Source organism: Veillonella parvula, assembly GCF_040097785.1.
GTDB lineage: Bacteria > Bacillota > Negativicutes > Veillonellales > Veillonellaceae > Veillonella > Veillonella parvula_D.
Genome location: NZ_JBBNNS010000001.1, coordinates 773,280 through 794,827, shown reverse-complemented (window position 1 = coordinate 794,827; position 21,548 = coordinate 773,280). Strand labels below are relative to the sequence as shown.

General features: G+C 37.0%; 21 protein-coding genes and 1 tRNA gene. 20 read left to right on the top strand and 2 right to left on the bottom strand.

Translation table 11 applies throughout. The features are described 5' to 3' along the window. Window positions 1–67: 67 nt before the first annotated feature. The 6 genes from AAA071_RS03745 (at window position 68) to AAA071_RS03720 (ending at window position 6,787) form a co-directional block, all read left to right on the top strand. Window positions 68–2,311: an autotransporter family protein gene (locus AAA071_RS03745; protein ID WP_195213072.1), complete on the top strand. Its 2,244-nt coding sequence runs from the start codon at window positions 68–70 to the stop codon at window positions 2,309–2,311. 307 nt (window positions 2,312–2,618) lie between these two features. Beyond that, entirely contained in the window at window positions 2,619–4,589 is a 1,971-nt protein-coding gene (locus AAA071_RS03740) for an ATP-binding protein (protein ID WP_195213073.1), read from the top strand. A 128-nt stretch (window positions 4,590–4,717) separates the two neighbouring features. Continuing rightward, the gene (locus tag AAA071_RS03735; protein WP_316581708.1) at window positions 4,718–5,281 is read left to right on the top strand and encodes a P-loop NTPase fold protein; all 564 of its coding nucleotides are present in this window, start codon (window positions 4,718–4,720) and stop codon (window positions 5,279–5,281) included. After that, complete coding sequence (locus AAA071_RS03730; protein WP_316581711.1) at window positions 5,260–6,078, top strand: KAP family P-loop NTPase fold protein; 819 nt, start codon at window positions 5,260–5,262, stop codon at window positions 6,076–6,078. Before AAA071_RS03735 ends, AAA071_RS03730 begins: the two co-directional genes overlap by 22 nt. A gap of 35 nt (window positions 6,079–6,113) precedes the next feature. Then, on the top strand, window positions 6,114–6,572 hold the full coding sequence (locus AAA071_RS03725) for a low molecular weight protein-tyrosine-phosphatase (protein ID WP_195213075.1): 459 nt from the start codon (window positions 6,114–6,116) through the stop codon (window positions 6,570–6,572). A gap of 140 nt (window positions 6,573–6,712) precedes the next feature. Further along, window positions 6,713–6,787 (top strand) — tRNA-Arg (locus AAA071_RS03720). Between the two features lie 118 nt (window positions 6,788–6,905). Here AAA071_RS03720 and AAA071_RS03715 read toward each other — a convergent pair. After that, window positions 6,906–7,322, bottom strand: a complete 417-nt coding sequence (locus AAA071_RS03715; protein ID WP_195213076.1) for a hypothetical protein — start codon at window positions 7,320–7,322, stop codon at window positions 6,906–6,908. Window positions 7,323–7,630: 308 nt separating this feature from the next. Between AAA071_RS03715 and AAA071_RS03710 the strand changes: the two genes are divergently transcribed. The 3 genes from AAA071_RS03710 to AAA071_RS03700 are packed head-to-tail and all read left to right on the top strand — an operon-like array spanning window position 7,631 to window position 9,293. Beyond that, window positions 7,631–8,446, top strand: coding sequence for a class I SAM-dependent methyltransferase (locus tag AAA071_RS03710; RefSeq protein ID WP_195213077.1), 816 nt, complete (start codon window positions 7,631–7,633; stop codon window positions 8,444–8,446). Window positions 8,447–8,455: 9 nt separating this feature from the next. Beyond that, the gene (locus AAA071_RS03705) at window positions 8,456–8,803 is read left to right on the top strand and encodes a nitrous oxide-stimulated promoter family protein (protein ID WP_008601536.1); all 348 of its coding nucleotides are present in this window, start codon (window positions 8,456–8,458) and stop codon (window positions 8,801–8,803) included. Continuing rightward, window positions 8,793–9,293, top strand: coding sequence for a folate family ECF transporter S component (locus AAA071_RS03700; protein ID WP_155086015.1), 501 nt, complete (start codon window positions 8,793–8,795; stop codon window positions 9,291–9,293). The genes AAA071_RS03705 and AAA071_RS03700 overlap by 11 nt, the downstream gene beginning before the upstream one ends. Before the next feature lie 77 nt (window positions 9,294–9,370). Here AAA071_RS03700 and AAA071_RS03695 read toward each other — a convergent pair whose 3' ends face one another. Further along, window positions 9,371–9,649, bottom strand: coding sequence for a hypothetical protein (locus AAA071_RS03695; protein WP_008601532.1), 279 nt, complete (start codon window positions 9,647–9,649; stop codon window positions 9,371–9,373). Between the two features lie 192 nt (window positions 9,650–9,841). Here AAA071_RS03695 and ilvB point away from each other — a divergent pair, with 192 nt between their 5' ends. The 11 genes from ilvB (at window position 9,842) to AAA071_RS03640 (ending at window position 21,530) form a co-directional block, all read left to right on the top strand. Then, entirely contained in the window at window positions 9,842–11,569 is a 1,728-nt protein-coding gene (ilvB, locus tag AAA071_RS03690) for a biosynthetic-type acetolactate synthase large subunit (RefSeq protein ID WP_195213078.1), read from the top strand. Between the two features lie 8 nt (window positions 11,570–11,577). After that, window positions 11,578–12,090: an acetolactate synthase small subunit gene (gene ilvN / locus AAA071_RS03685; protein ID WP_195213079.1), complete on the top strand. Its 513-nt coding sequence runs from the start codon at window positions 11,578–11,580 to the stop codon at window positions 12,088–12,090. A gap of 184 nt (window positions 12,091–12,274) precedes the next feature. Next, window positions 12,275–12,865: a beta-class carbonic anhydrase gene (locus AAA071_RS03680; protein ID WP_302132220.1), complete on the top strand. Its 591-nt coding sequence runs from the start codon at window positions 12,275–12,277 to the stop codon at window positions 12,863–12,865. Window positions 12,866–12,871: 6 nt separating this feature from the next. Continuing rightward, window positions 12,872–14,194, top strand: a complete 1,323-nt coding sequence (locus AAA071_RS03675; protein ID WP_302132221.1) for a purple acid phosphatase family protein — start codon at window positions 12,872–12,874, stop codon at window positions 14,192–14,194. Window positions 14,195–14,412: 218 nt separating this feature from the next. After that, on the top strand, window positions 14,413–15,597 hold the full coding sequence (locus AAA071_RS03670) for a M20 metallopeptidase family protein (protein WP_195213082.1): 1,185 nt from the start codon (window positions 14,413–14,415) through the stop codon (window positions 15,595–15,597). 31 nt (window positions 15,598–15,628) lie between these two features. Then, complete coding sequence (gene argF / locus AAA071_RS03665; RefSeq protein WP_195213083.1) at window positions 15,629–16,639, top strand: ornithine carbamoyltransferase; 1,011 nt, start codon at window positions 15,629–15,631, stop codon at window positions 16,637–16,639. A 110-nt stretch (window positions 16,640–16,749) separates the two neighbouring features. Continuing rightward, window positions 16,750–17,700, top strand: a complete 951-nt coding sequence (argC, locus tag AAA071_RS03660; RefSeq protein WP_004698661.1) for an N-acetyl-gamma-glutamyl-phosphate reductase — start codon at window positions 16,750–16,752, stop codon at window positions 17,698–17,700. Between the two features lie 10 nt (window positions 17,701–17,710). After that, window positions 17,711–18,568, top strand: a complete 858-nt coding sequence (argB, locus tag AAA071_RS03655) for an acetylglutamate kinase (protein ID WP_004698655.1) — start codon at window positions 17,711–17,713, stop codon at window positions 18,566–18,568. 85 nt (window positions 18,569–18,653) lie between these two features. Continuing rightward, entirely contained in the window at window positions 18,654–19,841 is a 1,188-nt protein-coding gene (locus tag AAA071_RS03650) for an aspartate aminotransferase family protein (protein WP_195213084.1), read from the top strand. Between the two features lie 137 nt (window positions 19,842–19,978). After that, a complete protein-coding gene (locus AAA071_RS03645; RefSeq protein WP_004696604.1) occupies window positions 19,979–20,161 on the top strand; it encodes a hypothetical protein in 183 nt (60 codons plus the stop codon). A gap of 190 nt (window positions 20,162–20,351) precedes the next feature. Further along, window positions 20,352–21,530, top strand: coding sequence for a M20 metallopeptidase family protein (locus AAA071_RS03640; RefSeq protein WP_195213085.1), 1,179 nt, complete (start codon window positions 20,352–20,354; stop codon window positions 21,528–21,530). Window positions 21,531–21,548 lie beyond the last annotated feature (18 nt).

Genomic DNA, 21,548 nt, shown 5'->3' with positions numbered 1-21,548 from the left:
TAGGGTGTACGTATAAATGCGTTCTGTGAGAGCCTCGTATTGGGTGAGGTAAGAAAGAGAGATTTTTATGAAATTACAACGAAATGTATCGGCTGTGATGGCTGCATTGGTATTAACTGGAATGACCTACTCTGCATTTGCTACAGAAATTAATGCCACAAGCGATAAAGCGGAGGAATTGCTTGGCTTAACAATGGGGTCACCGGTACAAACACAACCAGAAGTTAAGCATATAGAAGATACCTTGACGGTTAATGTGCATGGTAAAAGCTTAACAGATACAGGTAAAACTAAAAATGTATCAGGTATTTATAATGGATTTGGATCACAATTGACGGTGGATAAAGATTTGATTGTACGCCTTAAAAATGATGCACCAGCCTCAAAAAGGGAACTCGGTCATTACTATATGAGCGCTGTGTATGCTGGTTACGGTGGTAAAGTGCCAAGACTCAGCAAGGACAATCCTGATAGAGATTATGGAGATACTAATATTCACGTCAAAGGCAATGTAGATATCGATGCTATCGGTGTCGGTTTACAAGCTAATCAACGTGGTCATATTATTGTTGATGGTGGTGGACGTATCATCACGCATCCTTTAGAAACTTCTGATACTTACTCTGTGGTGGCAGAAGAGGGTGATGTATACGTTAATACTGGCTCTGATGGTAAACATCCAGGGGCTAAAGAATTGGTCGCTGTTGGGAATGTAGGGTTAATTAATAAGGATTATGGACGTGATCCAAATCATAACGAAATGCCAACGAATATAGCATTAGCTTTTACAACACCTAATTCTAAACTTACGGGTGCTGTACTAAATGAATATGCTGAAAGCAATAAGAACCCTCATAATTCTGGTGCTGACATTTATTTACAAAATGGAGGGACTTGGAATAATGAATGGATTGGTATGGAGCGGCCTACCCCTAAAAGAGAACGTCCATCTGGGGATAATGCAGCATATCTATACAAGGGCAGTAAGGTTCGTAACCTTGTAGGTGGTGTTACTCCAACGGCAGCTGGTATACTTCATCCTATTGATGCACGGCCTATTACAATTCAAAATTATAGCGGCTATGTGAATGCTGTTTATAAGGCCGGTGTTCCAGCTAGTGAAAAAGGAAAGGGGAATATTGTTGTTGAACATGCTGCAGATAATAGCCATATTACCTTGCAAGGCGATGGAGCTAATTTGACTAATGATGATAGCTACCGAAAGGAAATACAAGCCTTAGCTGATAAATTACAATATACTGGCAATGATAAAAAACTGAGCACAACAGTTCAAATCAATGAAGGGATTACTCGTCCAGGTGCTGTTGCAGAACTAGGTGCAGATCATTTTGACTCGCAGGGGCGTCTTGTTGTAAATGATACAACAAAGATTAATCGTGCTAATGAATCATCCTTAGTGAGTGGTTCAAAATCTGCTCTTACATCGACTGCTATGGCATGGAAGAGTAATACCAATGATTTACAACGCCGTTTAGGAGATCTTCGTTTAGCTAATACAAACCAAGGTGTATGGGCAAAATATATAGGCGGTAAATCTAAAATCACAGACGGTGCTGATGCACATATGACGTATAATGGGGTACAAGTCGGCTACGATCATAAGGCTTCTAATGGTTGGATTTTTGGCGGCGCTATTGATTACAGTACATCTAGTAATTCATATGCCAACGGTAGTGGTGATGGCAAACTTGGCGGCATCGCCTTGTATGGCACAAAACAACATGATGATGGTCGTTATTTAGATATCATTGCACGTGGTAATAGATTATCCAATGATTATAAGCTCTACTCCGTAGGTGGACAACGTGTGAACGGTGATTACCATACATATGGCACATCCTTAAGCGCTGAATATGGTAAACGTATTAAGAAGGAAAATGGCTTCTACATCGATCCTAGTGTAGAATTTATTGTAGGCCGTTTGAATGGTGTATCCTATGATGCTTCTGTTGTCGGTGGTGGTTCTATGCATGTGAAAGCTGATGCTGTGAACTCTGCTGTAGGCAGACTTGGTATTGGCATTGGGAAAGAAACAGAAAGATCCAATATTTTCGCTAAATTAGCGTTAGCGCATGAATTCTCTGGTAAGGCAAATACAACATATTCCGCACCAGGTAATCCAACAGTACAAACAACAGTAGATTTGAAGGATACATGGCTCGATGCTGAAATTGGTGGGTCTTGGAGCGTCAGTCCTAGTACATATCTATATGGTACATTCACTAAAAACTTTGGTGCTATCGTAGAAAATACATGGCGCATTGATGCTGGGATACGACATAATTTTTAAAGATTTTTTTGTGCGAAAGATAAAGTGAATATTAGCATAAGTACTATGAATTATAATATTTTTGGTTGTGAAGTTATGGTTTTAAGTAAAGCTGAAGGTAAATAAAAGCCATGATTAGTTTTTAGGCTTCTATCATTAGACATTATAAAGGCTCCTCTATAATTACTTTAAAGAGGAGCCTTTAACTATTTATAGAATTGATGTCTCGTTAGACTAACTAGTTTTGTATTATTTTAATTTACAATAGTATATATTAAAGTATAATTAAGATAAAACTTTGTGTTTTTCTAAGGAGGTAGTAGAGAAAATGCCTAAGATGGGATTCAATTTAAATGGGAGAGTTAGAAATTTTAATTTAACTAAAAATCAATCTTTTATGTCTGTCTTGGAGGCTGTAATTAACTCAATACATTCAATAGAAGAGCGCAGTGAAAAAGATAAAGAGGCTTTTAAAGGCAAAATCTTAATTGATATTAAAAGGCGTGACACTCTTATTGAAGGGATTAAAGAAATTAAATCTATCGCTATTATTGATAATGGTATTGGTTTTACAGAAAGTAATATGGAATCTTTTCTTACAGCTGATTCTGACTATAAATCTAAAATTGGAGGAAAAGGAATTGGGCGCTTTACGTGGTTAAAAGTATTTCAAAATGTTTTTGTTGAAAGTATATATAAAGATCCTAATGAGGGGAACTTAATTAATAAGCGTACTTTTTCATTTACTTTAAATAATGATGACATTATTGATGACTTGAATATATATCATGAGGAATATGTTGATAATAAAACAACAATTCTTTTAGAAAATCCAATTTTAGAATATAGTAAAGGTCTTTGTAAAAATACGATAGATATCGCAAATACTATAATCGAACATTATATTGAATATTTATTAGCAAATAGTAATATTGAGATTAACATACGTGATGAATCAGATACAGTTTCGATTAATCAACTCATAATTAACGGTCTAATAGACTCTAAAGAGGTTGATTTTAGTATAAATGAGATTCCTTTCAAGATAAAACACTTACTATTAAGAAAGGACTTACAAAAAAATAATTTTATTTATTGGGCGGCAAATAATAGGGTAGTTAAAAAGGATAAATTAGATAGTTATATTAATACAATAAAAGGTGCAACATTTCATGATGGAGCTGCATATTATGTAGCTATTATTTCTTCAGATTATTTAGATTTAAATGTCAGCGATAATAGACTAGCATTTAATATTCCAAATGATGATGAAGGACTATTTAATAATATATTGACATTATCTCAGATTATAAATTCTGCTAAGCATAGTATACAAGATTATTTGCGAGATGAGTTAAATAGGTTACAGGATCAGAATGAAAATAGAGTTAGAAAATATATTTCTAGTACAGCGCCAGAATATCAGTATTTATTAAAGTATAAGAAAGCTGAAATAAGAACTTTCGATCCAACACTTAATGATGATAAACTTGAGTTAATGTTACATAAGCTAGAGATGGAACACACTCATGGTCTTTTAAGTGCGGCTAAAAAAATTAAAACTAGTAGTGATATTGACGGTTACGAAGAGTTGTTAGATAAAACTATAAAACAGTTAAGTGAAAGTAATCAGGCAAAATTAGCCAAGTATATAGCACATAGAAAGGTAATTATAGACTTATTTGAAGATGGATTAAAAATTAAAGATGAAAAATATCAGAAAGAGGCATATATTCATAATTTAATTTACCCAATGAAGTTAACAAATGAAGAGAATATAGAAAATTATCATAATTTATGGTTGATTGATGAACGCTTAGCTTTTTGTGAATATATTGCATCGGATGAGTCATTGAAAAAAAGAGGAGATCGGCCAGATTTATTATTTCTAGATAACTCTGCCGCTTTTTCAGATGAAGAGGGATGTGATTATTATAATACAATTTCAATAGTAGAATTAAAACGGCCCATGAGAACGGGATATTCGAATGAGGATAATCCTATGGATCAAATGCTTAGATATGTTCGGAAAATAAGAAATAAAGATGCACAAACAAAAACAGGAAGAACTATAATGGCACGTGATACAACACAATTTTATTTATATGCAATCTGTGATATTGATAAAAGTTTAGAAGAAATATTAGAAAGTAGAGATTATAAAAAAACACCTGATGATAGAGGTTACTATATGTATCATGATAAATACAAGGCTTATATTGAGGTTGTTCCTCTAGATAAAGTTTTGTATAATGCAAAGCAAAGAAATAGAGCATTTTTTAAAAAATTAGGTTTGTAGCTTTGTGATAATTTAATGATAGTTTTAGATATAGGATAAAATCTCCTATATCATATGTTATAAGAGATTTTCGTGTATAATTTAAAATAAGTGTTATTGTAGTTTTCAAGGAAACATTATTGGAGAATATGATTAAATATGAATTAATGCCTACAGAGTATAATCTAAAAAAGACATTATATGAAGATAAATTAAGTAGAAATAAGCATCTTATTTATTTTTATAAGTTTTTATCTGCACAAAATGAAGCTAGTACTGTTGCATTAGATGGTAGATGGGGGAGTGGTAAAACATTTTTTGTACGCCAGAGTGAAATGATTGTTAATGCATGTAATCCACAAAGTGGTATGGAGGAAGATTTAAGAAATACTATTTTAACAAAACTTGGGCTTTTAGATGGTACTCAAGATTTTGAAAACTGTATGATAGCAGTATATTATGATGCTTGGATAAATGATAATGATACTGAACCAATTTTTTCGCTAATATATGAAATAACCAAACAAATATGTGTAGATTTTTCTATATCTGAAAATAATTTAGCTAGAAGTGCTGCAAGTATTCTTTCTGAAATTAGTGGGTATAATTTAAATAAGATTCTAGAAACTCTAAAGTCGGAGAATCCTTTTGAAGTATTTCGGAGCAAAAAAAATATAGAGACTGATATTCAATTGTTTTTTCTGACCTATTAGCAGAAAGAGGTAATAGACTTATAGTTTTTATTGATGAATTAGATCGTTGCAAACCTTCTTTTGCGGTTCGTTTACTTGAACAATTGAAGCATTATATATCTAACGAAAGAATTACATTTGTTTTTTCTGTGAATTTAGAGCAATTACAACATACAATTAAACACTATTATGGTGAGGGGTTTGATTCTTGTAGATATTTGGATAGATTTTTTGATTTTAGGGTATCAATACCTTCAGCTAATATAGAAGGATTCTATGATGGTTTAGGTATATATTCTCAGCATTACATTGAGAATATTATTAAAAATATAGTAAATCTATTTGATTTTGAATTACGTGAAATTAGTAAGTTTTATTGTCAAGTAAAAGTTTCTGTTCTAAAGCCGATGATAAACCCTAGTCTTATAAGGTGTCAAACTGCTACTGGTAGAGGTACGTATTTTATTTTAATGTGTATTGTTCCATTATTAATAGGATTGAAAATCGCTAATATTACGGAGTATGATAATTTTATTAGTGGAAAAGATTCTAAGCCTCTAGTTAATTTGATAATGATGGACGAATCAGTTTTTCTACTTGAGAATTTGCTGGATTCTAATGAATGTCTAAAAGCACAACCTGGATATACTGTTGTTGATACTAATACTTTAATTAATCGAGTGTATGATGCTATTTTTATTAATCAATATACAAATAACTATAGTATTAAACTAGGAAAATATGAATTTCATAAGGAATCTAAAGTGTTTGCAATCAATGCAGCTAGTATGATGTCAACTTTTGTTGAGTATACTTAAACTATAAATTTATTAGGCGTGAGAAAGTATATTTTATGATTAACCTTTTATTCATCTGCCATGGCAATATTTGTCGCTCTACAATGGCAGAGTTCTATATGAAACATATCGTTAAAAAGGCTGGCTTAAGTGATTCTATTTATATTGAGTCCGCTGGTACATCTCGTGAAGAAATAGGAAACGATACTCATTATGGGACTAAAGAGAAATTAGATGAAATGGGTATTCCTTATACTCGTCGTAAGGCACGTCAAGTGACGATGGATGATTATCATAACTTTGATTATCTCATCATTATGGATGAAAATAACGGGCGGAACTTACGTCGTATCATTGGTGATGATGTAGATTCTAAGGTTTACAAGGCAATGTCGTTCGTTGGTGAAAGCCGCGATGTGAAGGATCCTTGGTATACGGGAAACTTTGACGAAACCTATGATGATGTCAGTCGTAGCTGTGATGCTTTACTAGCAGTGCTTAAAGAGCAACTTTAAGCGAAATATATATACTGATGGGTCCTCAATGGTAGCTGAAATTTTAATCTACATTGAGGGCCTTTCTATAAGCCTATCTGCCTCATATACTTTATACTATCGAACCATAGCGTAATATGGTATAATTTTTAGGTATTCATGCGCCTATAGCTCAGGGGATAGAGCGCCGGTCTCCGGAACCGGGTGCGCAGGTTCGAATCCTGCTAGGCGCACCAAATAAAAGGCTTCTCGAAATTTCGAGAAGCCTTTTTTGTATGTCTATAATTAGTCTATAGGACAGAGAATTATATATTCGCATATCATAATTTAGTGTACTTTAGTGTTCTAACTTTACTATCTATATATATTACACTGAATCCCTCTAGATCTAAATTCATTCATGAGTATATTTATTGATTTATCAATGATTTCTTCATTTGTTATATATACCATCTTTTTGTAATAGACAGTACCATCAAATTCTATCCAATGACTTGTCTTACCATTTAGTTTGCAAATCTTCATTCTGCCTGCCCAGCTTCCCATACTACGGAATTTTTTGCCCTTGGAGAAACGCACTTCTCGAATATCTTTTAATTTATAGGTTCTTTTTACTAATCCAATGCCTATAGACACTTGATCATCTTTAAAGTAAAGAAGTTTATAACGTTCTTCAGGAGGCATAGATCTAATTATAGATAAGTTATAAGTAGCAAAAACTACAGCAATAGCTATCAATGTAAACATTAGAATTATCATATATTTTCCCATACTTTTAAATTTTCCTTTTCTTTATTATAATCAATCAGAGTAATGTATGAAATAATATAATATATAGTCAACTTTAAAGTGCTATCTGTATGTATTAATGGGAGATAAATGTGATTTGGGTAACACATTTTGTTTTGAGAATGATGTACAATAAGGATATCTATATGAAAATCTGAACATCCTAGCCGGAACACTAGGACATATAGGGGAGAGTTAAATTACGTAGTAAATTTAACTAAGTGAAAAATTAATTATATATGTATCTATAGCCCATCCATTTAGGGATGTGGCTATTTAGAGGGGATAATATGACAAATAAAATACAAGAGCTTACCGTCAACGAAGTTTGGCGTGATGAGCAAGATGCATGGAACCATCGTTCCGAGTACTTTGTAGAAATGCACAATCGCGAGGATCGCAAAGCACAGGTTACTGATTTTTTAGCCTTCTTAAAGGATGAAAATTTATTACCTTCAGCGAATGGTCGTACACTTGATGTAGGCTGTGGTGTTTGTGACTATGCATTGGGCTTAGCTCGTGAAGGCTATAAAGCGACTGGTATCGATTTATCTGATGGTATGATTCGTGGTGCTAAACAATTGGCAGAGGCGGAAGGATTAGATCTTAGCTTGTATATCGGCCCTTGGTCTGATGAAACTCGTCGTGAACTAGGTTGGGATAAAAGCTTTGATTTGGCATACAGTATTTTCTGTCCCATTATGTTTGATGTAGAAAATATTCGCGCCATGCACGATGCGAGTAAGGATAAATGCTTGTGGATTGCTTTCAGCGAACGCAGTGACGAAATGGTTGATATGTTATCTGAACATTTCTTTGGCCGTGATTCTTTTCCGTGGGATGGTAAGATGAAAGAGTGTTTAGATGCAATCCATGAGATGGGGCATAATGTGAAAGTAACTTACAAAACGGTTCCTGAAACAGAGGTTATGTCTCTTGAAAAGGCAGTTAATTATTTTACCATGCGACTTCATAATAATGGATGGGGAGACATGGAAGACATGAAAGAAGAGATTAGAAATCTCATTGAGCCACTAGCTATTGATGGAGAAATCCATAATAAGACCGTTGATAAGGTGGCATGGGTTTCTTGGTCTGTGAAATAGGAGAGAACCATGACGGTTGATGAGAAACGTAAGTTAGAACTAAAAACTATGTACCAAATTATTGGCATCTATTGTCATAATAAGCACCATACTCCTAAAGGGCAACTTTGTGAGGAGTGTCAGAAAGTTTGGCAGTATGCGGAACATCGTATAGATGTATGTCCTCATATGGAAAGCAAAACCTTCTGTAGCGTATGTAAAACGCATTGTTATGCGCCTACATATCGTGAAAAAATACGTGAAATCATGCGCTATGGTGGACCTAGAATGTTATTTGTATCACCCATTCAAGTTGTTCGTCATATGTATTTAGAGTGGAAGGATAGAAAAAGGAACCGTACATCTTATGAAAACTGATATGATTGTAAAGACAGGCGTATTTGTAGCCTTGACGGTCTTATTATCTTATATATTTGCTATTCATACTACATTTATACATATTACCTTTGGATTTTTATCAACCGCTATATTTGGCATTCTTTATGGGCCTATGGCAGCAGGTATAATGGCTGCTATTGCCTGTTTTATAGGTATGTCCCTATTTGGGCAAGGGGTATTCTTTCCCGGCTTTATCGTATCTGAATTTCTTGTAGGCTATGTGTATGGATATTTTTTACACGGTCGTAATGTTACATTTAAACAATTACTTTTACCGGAAACGATTGTTACTGTATGCATACATCTGATATTGAATACAATGTGGCTTACAATATTTTATAACAAAGCAGTATCTGCTATATTTATTGGACGTCTTATTAAAAATATAATTTGTTTCCCTTTAGAAATTGCACTGATTTTAATTGTGTATAAGGCAGTCAGTAAGTTTATGGTACAAAAAAAGCTATAATCTTACAGTATACTAAAATGCACCCCTAACATTAGATTATATGTTAAGGGTGCATTTTTATTTGTGAATATAGCGTTTTACGCGAGTGCTTTGTCCAATACAGCTTTGATTAAAGATTTTGTTTGGTCATAGCTTTCACCAGGTTGCGCCTCGTATTGTTTGTCGAGGTCGAACCACAAGTTTGGATAGTATTCATATGGGTGAGTTTTGAAGAGCTCATGAGCATCTTGATCTTCAACCCAGTTGATGTGAATATCTGCGTATGCAGGATTTTCTGCAACGAGTTCATCGATAGCACGGAATGCATTAGCGCAATAAGGGCAACCGTTTAAATGGAAACCTAAGATTTCTTTCATGATATTTAGTCCTTTCAAAATAGAATCTACATATATTTCTATAATTTGAGATTTTATACATATTCATGTACCACAACATATGGTACACTACTGAGTATAACATATCTAGATAAGATATTCAATTTTTTAGATATATCTGATGTCAATATTGAGAATTCGATATGCATGCATTATATAAATAAGGAGATACCTATGATTTCAGGCGCACAGTATTTGGTAAAAGCCCTTCAAGAGGAGCAGGTAGAGTTTTTATTTAACTATCCTGGGGCCGCAACCATCGATATCATGGATGAATTATATAAACAAGATCAAGTAAAGGTTATTTTGCCTCGTCATGAACAAGCCTTAGCTCATGCTGCAGATGGCTATGCTCGGAGTACTGGTAAAGTAGGGGTGTGTATGGTAACCTCCGGTCCAGGTGCTACAAATCTTGTGACTGGTATTGCCACAGCATATGCAGATAGTGTGCCCCTCGTTTGTATTACTGGACAAGTTGATTTAGGCCTCATGGGCAATGATGCTTTTCAAGAGGTAGATACTGTTGGCATCGTCCGCAATATTTGTAAATATGCCGTTACTGTTCGCGAACGTAAAGATTTAGGTCGTATTTTGAAAGAGGCCTTTTACATTGCTCGCACAGGTCGTCCAGGCCCTGTTGTAGTAGATATTCCTAAGAATATTCAGAAGGCTATGGGGTCAGATGAATATCCAACAGAGATTAATATTCGCGGTTACAAACCAAATACCACTGTTCACGTAGGTCAAGTTAAAAAGGCCTGTTCTATTATTAGTAAAGCTAAAAGGCCTCTATTCCTATTAGGCGGTGGGGTAAGCATTAGTGGTGCCAACGACCTTATGATGGAGTTGGTCGAAAAAACAGGGATTCCTGTTGTAACAACCTTGATGGGGAAAGGTGCTATTGACAGCCGTCATCCATTGTATCTTGGTAATGTAGGGATTCACGGTGGATATGCTCCTAATGTAGCCATAACTGATTGTGACGTGATGATTTCTATTGGTACGCGCTTTAATGATCGTATTACCGGTAAACTAAGTACCTTTGCACAAAATTGTAAGATTATCCATATTGATGTAGATGCGGCATCTATTTCTAAAAATATTAAGGTTGATATTCCAATCGTAGCAGATGCTAAATTGGCTATTGAAAAAATCTTAGAATATATTGAACCTCACGACCTTGGCGAATGGCCAAAACAATTACAGCAACTTAAGGTAGAGCGCCCTGTCACTCAAGCTGACGAAGAGGGGTTAACACCTCAAACTGTTATCGAGTACATCAATCATCACTATGAACATCCTATCGTTACAACCGATGTGGGTCAAAATCAATTGTGGACTACCCAGTTCCTTGATGTGAAAGGTCAATATCAAATGTTGACGTCTGGTGGCTTAGGGACTATGGGCTATGGTTTTCCTGCTGCATTAGGGGCGCAAATGGGAAATCCAGATAAGCGTGTATTTGCCATCTGTGGTGATGGTGGCGTGCAAATGAATATCCAAGAGTTTGCCACTGCTATGCACTACCGTTTGCCTGTGACGTTAATTATTTTAAATAATGGCTTCCTCGGAAATGTACGCCAATGGCAGCAATTATTTTACGATAAACGATATGCATGCACGAATTTATTGATGGATAAAAGTGCCCTAGTAACACGTGATGTAATCGATAATGATGAGTTTGAATATGTACCAGATTTTGTGAAATTGGCAGAAGCTTATGGCGCAAAGGCAATGCGTATTACTAAGGTTGAGGACATCGAAAAAGGGTTCCAATTGGCAGATACTTTCAAAAATGGTCCAACCCTACTCGAGTTCATCATTCCAACGGAGCTCAATGTGTTGCCAATGGTACCAGCAGGTAAGTCTTTAAGTGATATGTTGTTGAAGGATAAAAAATAGGAGGGGTTATGGAAGTACAAATGAAAAAACGCTGTATTTCAGCGTATGTAGAAAACCAAATCGGTGTACTAGCTAAGATTTCAGGCCTCTTCGCAGGCAAAAATTATAATCTTGACACATTGACGGTAGGGGAAACTGAAGACCCTACCATGTCTCGTATGACGATTGATCTTACTTGTGATGATTTGACGTACGAACAAATTATTAAGCAACTAAATCGCAGTGTGGAGGTTATTAAAGTTATCGACTTTACTGACATGCGAATTACGAAAAAAGAATTACTATTTATCAAGGTCAATAGCTGTAAAGAAGCAGACAAACAAGAAATTTTCCGCATTGCCAAAACCTTTGATTTGTTAGTTGTGGATTATAATCGTAAATCTGTACTTGTTCAATGTGTAAAGACCGTATCTAAAAATAATGACATGATTGCCTTATTTAAAGCTATGTTCGTCAATCGTATTGAAGTTGTACGCGGTGGTAGCGTAGCTATCGAAGCATTATCTACACCTGATAGATAAGGTGTGTACTCTAGCACTTTAAAAGCGATTTAGGTCTATTCAAATATATAATACATGTATTTGAATAGACCTATTTTTTGTGGCTTAAAGCGTGTACAACTTAATATGATATAATATATATATCGAGCATTATTGATATAGAGACCTTGGTTGTATGCCAAAGTCTTTTTATATAGGAGGTACTATGAGCTTATTAGATGATATTTTAGCCCATAATCAAGAATATGTAGAAGATCAAAATACAGGTTATGTAGATACAGATACAAAGTGTAGTAAAATGCCTAGTCGTGAAATGGCAATTGTTACATGTATGGATACACGTCTTGTTAACTTCTTAGAAGATTCCATGGATATTGGGCGCGGTGAAGCGAAAATCGTAAAGACTGCAGGTAACTGTATTACAGGTCCCTTTGATGGCGTTGTACGTAGTTTACTTGTTTGTATTTATGAGCTAGGCGTTAACGAAATCTTTATCATTGGTCATCACGAATGTGGTATGGCAAAAACTACGGCAAAAGATCTAACAGAAAAAATGCTGGCTCGTGGTATTGCACCAGAAGCGATTCATATGGTCCGTAAAGAAATGGAACGCTGGGCTGATGGCTTTACACATCCTGCTGAAAATGTAGAGGATACAGTAGACGAATTGCGTATGAATCCTTTGATTCCTAAAGATGTGCCTATTCACGGACTTATCTTCCATCCTAGAACGGGTGAAATCGAAGTCATTGTTAATGGCTATACACAAATGAAACAATATTACGAAAAGAATTAGAATTATATGAACAAAAAAAGATTAATTATATCCGTACTGACCATTATTGCCTTGGTCTGTGCTGTTGTAGGTGGATATGTCTATAAGGAGGCCATACAGAGTCGCATAGCTAGAACAGCGGCTGTGGTGAGTGGCCAAGAAATTAAGCCACTCCTCGATTCTGAAAGTCGTTATATTAGGCAAATTGTAGCTCAAGATAACAGCACGAGTCGTACTATTATGTGGCAATCAGATAGCAGCGAAGCTGATGCGGTAATAGAGTATCGTCTTGTTGGAGCTGATACGACTCAAACGATAAGAGCTACAGACAAAGCTTTTACAGATGATGGTAGTACTACCTATATCCATGAGGGTACATTAACTGGTTTGACGCCTAATACTAAATACGAATATCGAGTTGGTTATGGTAGTGATCGCCGTAGTGATTGGTACTCTCTGGAAACGGCTGGCGCCAGTGTGTATGATGTTCTTATTTATCCAGACTCTCAGTCGGGGGATTATTCTCAGTGGGAAGAGATTGTAAAGGACTCAGCACATCGTAACCCTAGGACAGCCTTGTATATTAGCATGGGTGACCTTGTAGATAATGGAGAGCATGCCTATCAATGGCGCACTTGGTTAAATTCCATTAGACCGTTGAGTGCTAATGTGCCGTTAGCAACGACATTAGGCAATCACGAGATGTATACATTAGATTGGAAAATGCGCGAGCCTTATGCGTATTTGAATTACTTCGCAGTACCGCCTAATGGGAATGAAATTTTTAATCGTCGTTATTATTCCTATGACTTCGGTGATGTTCATTACGTTGTATTAGATACAATGTTATATGAAAGCAATCATGAGGATAATCATTATACGCATCATCCTGATTTATACGATGTACAGGTTCAATGGTTACGCCAAGATCTTGCAGCTAATACGAAGAAATGGATTGTCGTTCTTATGCATCGAGATCCATTCCAATATGCCTTTGACCGACCAGGTGCAAGTCGCGATGTAGGTTTCGATGACGAGGGCGTATTATTTATGCCTATCTTCGATGAGTTTAATGTGGATTTAGTTTTATCTGCTCATTTACATACATACCGCAACCGTGGCCATGTACGAAATTTTGATCGAGATCCAACGGGTCCACTGTATATCCTTACAGGAATAGCTGGTGATGCACGCCGTCCTAAGTGGAAAGAGCATCCTCTAGATGTATATGTAGCGCCTCAGCCTGAAACGAATAATTATATGTCTATGACAGTGACACCGAATAAGCTGATTGTAAAATCATTTTTACCTGACGGTACTCAGCTCGACGAATCAGTCGTTGAAAAATAAGAAAAAGACACCTTCTTTGGAAGGTGTCTTTTTTTCTCTAATCAAAGGTAGCAAGAATCTATGAGTAAAATTGATTTACAATATAACAAATAAAAATACGTAAAATTTGTATAAATACTTGCTAATTATGGTAGGTAGTATTATAATACGTGTATAGATTATAAAAATACACAAAATATGTATAAAATATACATATCGTGTATAAAGGAGATAGCCTAATGAATGTTTTACAAGATTTAATTAAGAAATATGCCTCCCAATATAAAGAACAAGTTGTGGAATGGCGTAGACATATTCATAGTCATCCAGAATTATCTGGTGAAGAAAAAAATACATCTTTATTTATTCAAAAGATTCTTGGTGAATTAGGTATTCCTTTTGTAAATGATGTTTCTGATTATGCCGTTATCGGTAAAATCGAAGGGACTCAACCTGGACCAGTCATTGCATTGCGTGCTGATATAGATGCCTTACCCATACATGAAAGTACTGGATTGCCATTTGCATCAGAAAATGACGGCGTTATGCATGCTTGTGGTCATGATAGCCACATTGCGATTTTACTTGGTGCAGCAGCCATTTTACAGTCTATTAAAGATCAATTGCATGGCACCGTAAAGCTTGTATTCCAACCTTCCGAAGAAGAAGCATTATTCCCAGGTGCACAAGGTATTGTAGATAGCGGCATCCTCGACGATGTGGATGAGATATATGGACTTCATGTGTGGCCTCAATTGCCAGTGGGAACTGTAGGTCTTAAAAAAGGTAATCTCATGGCTGCATCCGATCACTTCCTCGTACACATTAAAGGGAAAGCTACTCATGGTGCAGAACCTCATAATGGGGTAGACGCAATTGTAGCAGCCGCAAACTGGATTGTAAATGTGGAATCCATGGTGGCCCGCGAAACGAACCCAATGGAAAATCTCGTATGTACCATTGGTGTGATTAATGGTGGTGACCGATACAATGTAGGCTGTGGTGATGTATATCTTGAAGGAACATGCCGTACCTATGAACCAGAAAAACGGGATTATATTGAGCGCCGCTTAGGTGAAAGTTTACAAGCTCTCGATATGTTATTAAAAACAAAGAGTACCTTAGATTATAAACGTGGTCATGGTGCTACCATCAACAATCCAGAGGCCATCGATTATGCCACATCTATTGTAGAGAAATATCTTGGTAAAGAAGCTGTGGTCCATCCTGAATTTCCGTCTATGGCAGCAGAGGACTTCTCCGCATATCTTCATAAAATAAAAGGTGCTTTTCTTTGGTTAGGTACTGGGTTTGAAGGTAATCCGGCCTTACATAATGAGGCTTTCACCATTGATGAAAGCATTCTGGAACCTGGTATAACAATGATGGCTGCTATTGCCGCCGAATTTTTACAAGAAAAGTAGTTAAATAAGTAGTTTGAAATAAGAGGTTATCATGAAAAGTTTACAACATACATCATTTAAAACAATGCTTCAATACACACCAGAAGAAATTAAATACTTCTTGGACTTAGCAGCAAAATTAAAAGCCGATAAAAAAGCGGGCAAAGAAATCAAAACATTAGTAGGTAAAAACTTTGCATTAATTTTTGAAAAGGACTCAACACGGACACGTTGTGCTTTTGAGGTAGGGGCTGCGGACCAAGGTGCTCATACAACATATCTTGGCCCTACAGGTTCCCAAATGAATAAAAAAGAATCCTTAAAAGATACAGCTCGTGTTCTAGGATCTATGTATGATGCTATCGAGTTTAGAGGTTTTGATCAAGCCGATGTAGATACATTAGCTGATTATTCTGGCGTACCTGTTTGGAATGGGCTTACCGATATGGATCATCCTACACAAACATTAGCTAATTTCTTAACACTTCAAGAAAATATCGACAAACCGTTGAATGAAATTTCTTTTGCCTATGTAGGTCATGGTCAATCTAATATGTGTAATGCCTTGATGAGTGGTGCCGTTAAAATGGGGATGGATTTCAGACTCATTGGCCCTAAACAATACTGGCCAGCTGGTCCATTCTACGAAGAGTGCTTAAAAGTGGCTAAAGAAACGGGTGCTACTATTACTTGCACAGATGATGTAGCTGAAGGCGTTAAAGGCTTAGATGTTATTTACACTGGTGTGTGGGTAACGATGGGTGATACTTACGATATGTGGGAGGAACGTATCAATACCTTTAAACCATTCCAAGTAAATGCAGAAATGATGGCATTAACTGGCAATCCAAATACTAAGTTCTGCCACTGTTTACCTGCGTTCCATAACACAGAAACACAAGTGGGTAAAGATATTTATGAACGGTTTGGTATGAATGGCATTGAGGTGACTGAAGAGGTATTCGAAGGTTCAAACTCTTTAGCGTTTCAAGAAGCAGAAAATCGTCTCCACACGATTAAGGCAGTTATGGTTGCCACCTTTGGAGATTATCCATTGAAATAAATTCATCCTCCTAAATGGTGATGAATCGTATAGTTTGTTTTCTATTTATATTGGATAAAGGGCTATATAAATAGGTGTGAGTCACCAATAGGTGAGAATTGAGGTTTATTATGACACCCCATAGAGTATTTATTGTTGGTCATGAAGGCACAACTGGTCTTAGAATTCATGAACGATTATCCGATCGAAAAGATATAGAACTCTTAGCGACTGCTGATGAGGATCGCAAAAATGTAGAGGCCATTAAAGTGGTTGCAAAAAAAGCGGATCTTGTATTTCTATGTTTACCTGATGTGGCATCTAAGGAAATTATGGCCGCTATTGGTGATTTTCCATGTAAGGTTATTGATACTTCTACAGCGTTTAGAACTACAGCTGGTTGGGCATATGGGTTCCCAGAACTTGGTGAAAGCTACAAAACAGATATTGCAACTAAAAAACATATTGCAAATCCTGGCTGTCATGCGAGCGGTATGATTGCTTGTATAGCGCCTCTTGTAAAAGCAGGGCTCGTGCCAGCGGATTATCCTTTCACCATTACATCCTTAACAGGCTATAGCGGTGGTGGTAAGAAGATGATTGGTCAATATGAAAGCAGTCCTAAGGACTATTTCCTTTATGCGCCTCGTCAATATGGGCTTGGTCAAGAACATAAACATTTACCCGAAGTACAACATGTATGCGGCCTTAGTGAAGCTCCAATTTTTATGCCAATTGTTGATGATTACTACTCTGGAATGGAGGTTACCGTAGGTATTCATAGTCGTTTATGTCATAAACCTGTTTGTATTGATAAGGTACAACAAACGTTAGAATACTTTTACAAAGATAGTACAATCGTTACGGTTGCACCATTTACTGAAAATAGTAATAGCGGTATGTTAAACGCTAATCAATTGAGCAATACGGACAGTATGAAAATCTATGTCACTGGTAACGATGAACGCATCATGGTTCACGCCATTTTCGATAATTTAGGTAAAGGTGCATCGGGTGCCGCCGTTCAATGTATGAATATTGCATTGGGTTTACCAGAGGATACTGGTTTAGTATTAGGTTAGAGAGGAATCTATGAAGAATGTAACAAATGCAATGCGGGCGCATATCTTAACGGCGGCCGTTCCATATATAAAACAATACACAGATCAGTACGTTGTCGTTAAATACGGTGGCAATGCCATGGTGGATGAAGAGTTAAAGAAATCTGTTATGAAGGATTTACTATTACTTCAATTAGTGGGGGTCAAAGTAGTCCTTGTTCATGGCGGTGGCCCAGCTATTAATAGTACTTTAGAGGCGATGCAAATTAAATCACATTTTGCTAATGGTCTACGAGTTACCGATGAAGCAACAATGGATGTTGTACAAATGGTGCTAGCCGGCAAGGTGAATAAAGGGCTCGTGGCGGATTTAACGGATCTTGGTGGCAAAGCTGTTGGCCTTTGTGGCGTAGATGGCAACATGATTCAAGTTCATAAACAAAACGAAGAACTTGGTTACGTAGGTTATATTGATACCATTGATACGAGTATTATCCATGACGTAATTAGCCGTGGCTATATTCCAGTTATTTCTTCTATCGGCATGGGAGCCGATGGCAAGACATATAATATTAATGCGGATACGGTAGCCGCGAAAATTGCAGGTGCCCTCAAGGCGGAAACCATGGTGGCTATGACCAATATTGATGGTGTACTGCGAGATGTGCATGATCCAGATTCTTTAATTTCTAAAATTACGATGGCCGAGGCCGCTCAGTTAAAAGCGGATGGTGTCATTGTAGGCGGTATGATTCCAAAGGTAGATTGCTGCTTAGAAGCCATAGAAGCTGGGGCACAAAAGGTATTTATCATCAATGGTGAAATTCCACATGCCATTCTTATCGAGTTATTAACCGATGAAGGCCTTGGCACAATGTTTGTTGCTTAATATAGTAAACATAATACTGGTAATCATCTATTGGATATCTTTTACATAGATAGACGACGGCATGACCGTACATTTGGAGGATATAATGAGTAATGCAATCGATTTTGAACAACAAGATAAAGAATATATAGCCAATACGTATGGTCGGTTTAACGTATGCTTTGAAAAAGGGAAGGGTTCTCTCTTGTGGGATGTAGAGGGTAAAGAGTATATCGACCTCGGATCTGGTATTGGAGTAACCGCTTTTGGCGTTGACGATGATGAGTGGACTGACGCTGTTACTAAGCAGTCTCATGCGTTGAATCATATTTCTAATTTATACTATTCCTTGCCACAGATTGAACTAGCGAAACAGCTCTGCGCGAAAACGGGGATGAAAAAGGTGTTTTTCTCTAACTCTGGTGCGGAGTCTAACGAATGTGCTATTAAGGCAGCTCGTAAATATAGCCATGATAAATACGGCGAAGGTCGTCATGTAGTTGTTACCTTGGTCAATAGTTTCCACGGTCGTACTATTACTACCTTGTCTGCGACAGGACAAGATGTATTCCATCAACATTTCTTCCCATTTACGGAAGGCTTTATTCACACTCCAGCCAATGATATTGATGCGGCTTTGAAAGTCCTTGCTAATCCAGCTGTTTGTGCTATCATGATGGAACCTATCCAAGGTGAAGGTGGGGTTATGCCCTTAGATAAAGAGTTTGTCCAAGCGGTAACAAAATATGCGCATGAATACGATCAACTGGTACTTATCGATGAGGTACAAACTGGTAATGGTCGGACTGGTAGTCTATATGCATACCAACAATTTGGCATCGAACCAGATGTGGTATCTACTGCAAAAGGCTTGGCGGGAGGTCTACCAATGGGGGCTACTTTGTTCAATGAAAAGATGCAGTACGTTTTAAATGCTGGTGCCCACGCTACTACCTTTGGGGGAAATCCAATCTGCGCGGCTGCAGGGAACACTATTATTAGCCGGTTAACTCCTGAATTTCTCGATTCTGTAAAAGTAAAAGGGGAATACGTAAAATCTACCTTAACTGGTAAACCTGGTGTCATTGGTGTTAGTGGTATGGGGCTCATGGTCGGTATTGAGACTACAGTAGATGCAAAAGCTGTCATTGCAAAATGTTTAGAAAAGGGTGTAGTATGCTTATCTGCTAAAAATAAGGTACGACTTTTACCAGCCCTTAATATTCCACAAGAACAATTAGAAAAGGCGATACGTATTTTGGCTGAAGTGATTGAAGAATTAGCTGCAAAATAAGAATTCGTCTAGCTTTCATAAATATTGTTTACTATAGTTATGTAACATTGAACTATGGAAATAAACCGATGATTATATAGACTTTAGTCCATATTCATGTTACCCTAGAAGAAACAGTCTATATTGGAGGAGTAAATATGAATACAGAATCCTTACGTAATGAAGTATTGGTTCCGGCGGTAGCAAAAACGTTGGACATTGCTGCAAAAGCAAAACCTACAAAAGAAGAAATTATCACAACGGCGAAAATCACCGCTGCTGTGACGGTTGCAACAGCTGTTGTATCCTTAGCGGTACAAGCAGTATTGCGCAACCGATAAGAAACTGAGAAAACGACATGGCGCTGCCTGTCGTTTTCTTTTACATTTATCCTGTTATTCCCCTAAATAAGGGGTTTTTCTTGGTGCAAGTAGGTTGTGTATTTATAAATTCGTAGACTGTATAATCGTTATATATTAGCGATGCATATTGATATGTAATTGATATACTGATATTAGAGGAGGCGATACGATGCATAGTCGCGATTTAATAGAGCAATATAAAGGCTACGTTCAAGATTGGCGTAGATATTTTCATAAACATCCAGAGCTCAGCAACGAAGAGTTTGAAACGACAAAGACACTCGCTAAAGAATTAGGATCGATGGGCGTAGAGGTTCATGTAGACACAGAACGTGGTATAGGCTTAATCGGTATTATCCATGGTGCTAAGCCTGGAAAGGCTATTGCATTGCGCGCCGACATCGATGCACTGCCTGTTCATGAACATAATACAGTGGACTATAAATCTGAAGTAGAGGGTAAAATGCATGCTTGCGGTCATGATGGACATATGGCTATTTTATTAGGTGCGGCTAAGATGCTAATGTCTATGAAAGACCGTATTGAAGGCGATGTGTATTTAGCATTCCAACCTGCTGAAGAAACTGGCGCAGGGGCTCCGGATTTCATCAAGTTTGGTGACTGGTATGATAAGATGGACGCTATCTTTGGTGGTCATGTGTGGATTGATTTGCCTGCCGGTCTCGTATCTGTTGAGGAAGGCCCTCGTATGGCTGCGAGTAGCCAGATTACTATTAACGTAAAAGGAAAACAAGGTCATGGTGCACAGCCACACCAAGCAGTCGATGCTATCGTGGTGGCTAGTGCCATCGTTATGAATTTGCAAACCGTAGTGTCTCGTAATGTTAGTGCGTTAGACTCTCTTGTACTAACTATTGGGAATATTCATTCTGGCTCTGAATGGAATGTTATCCCTGGTGAAGCTAAAATGGGGGGGACCATTCGATTCTTTGATCCGGGTCAAGAAGAGTATTATGTTGAATCCATACGCCGCGTAGTAGAACATACGGCTGAAGCCTATGGCGCGACTGCTACATTAGAATATGTAAAAAAAGTACCACCTACTATTAATGATTCTGAATCCAGTGAACTAGCAGAACGTGTTGTTATTGATACATTAGGTAAAGACAAGCTTTCTAAGATGCGTAAAGTAATGCCTGGAGAAGATTTTGCATGGTATTTACAAGATAAACCAGGATGCTTTGCTTTTATTGGTATTCAAAACCCTGAAGTAGAAGCTACATACGATCATCATAATAATAGATTTAATATGGATGATACCGTATTATCTGCAGCATCTGCGGTGTATGCGGAATATGCTATTGCTTGGTTACAAGAAAATAAATAAATTTTAATCCGATAAACC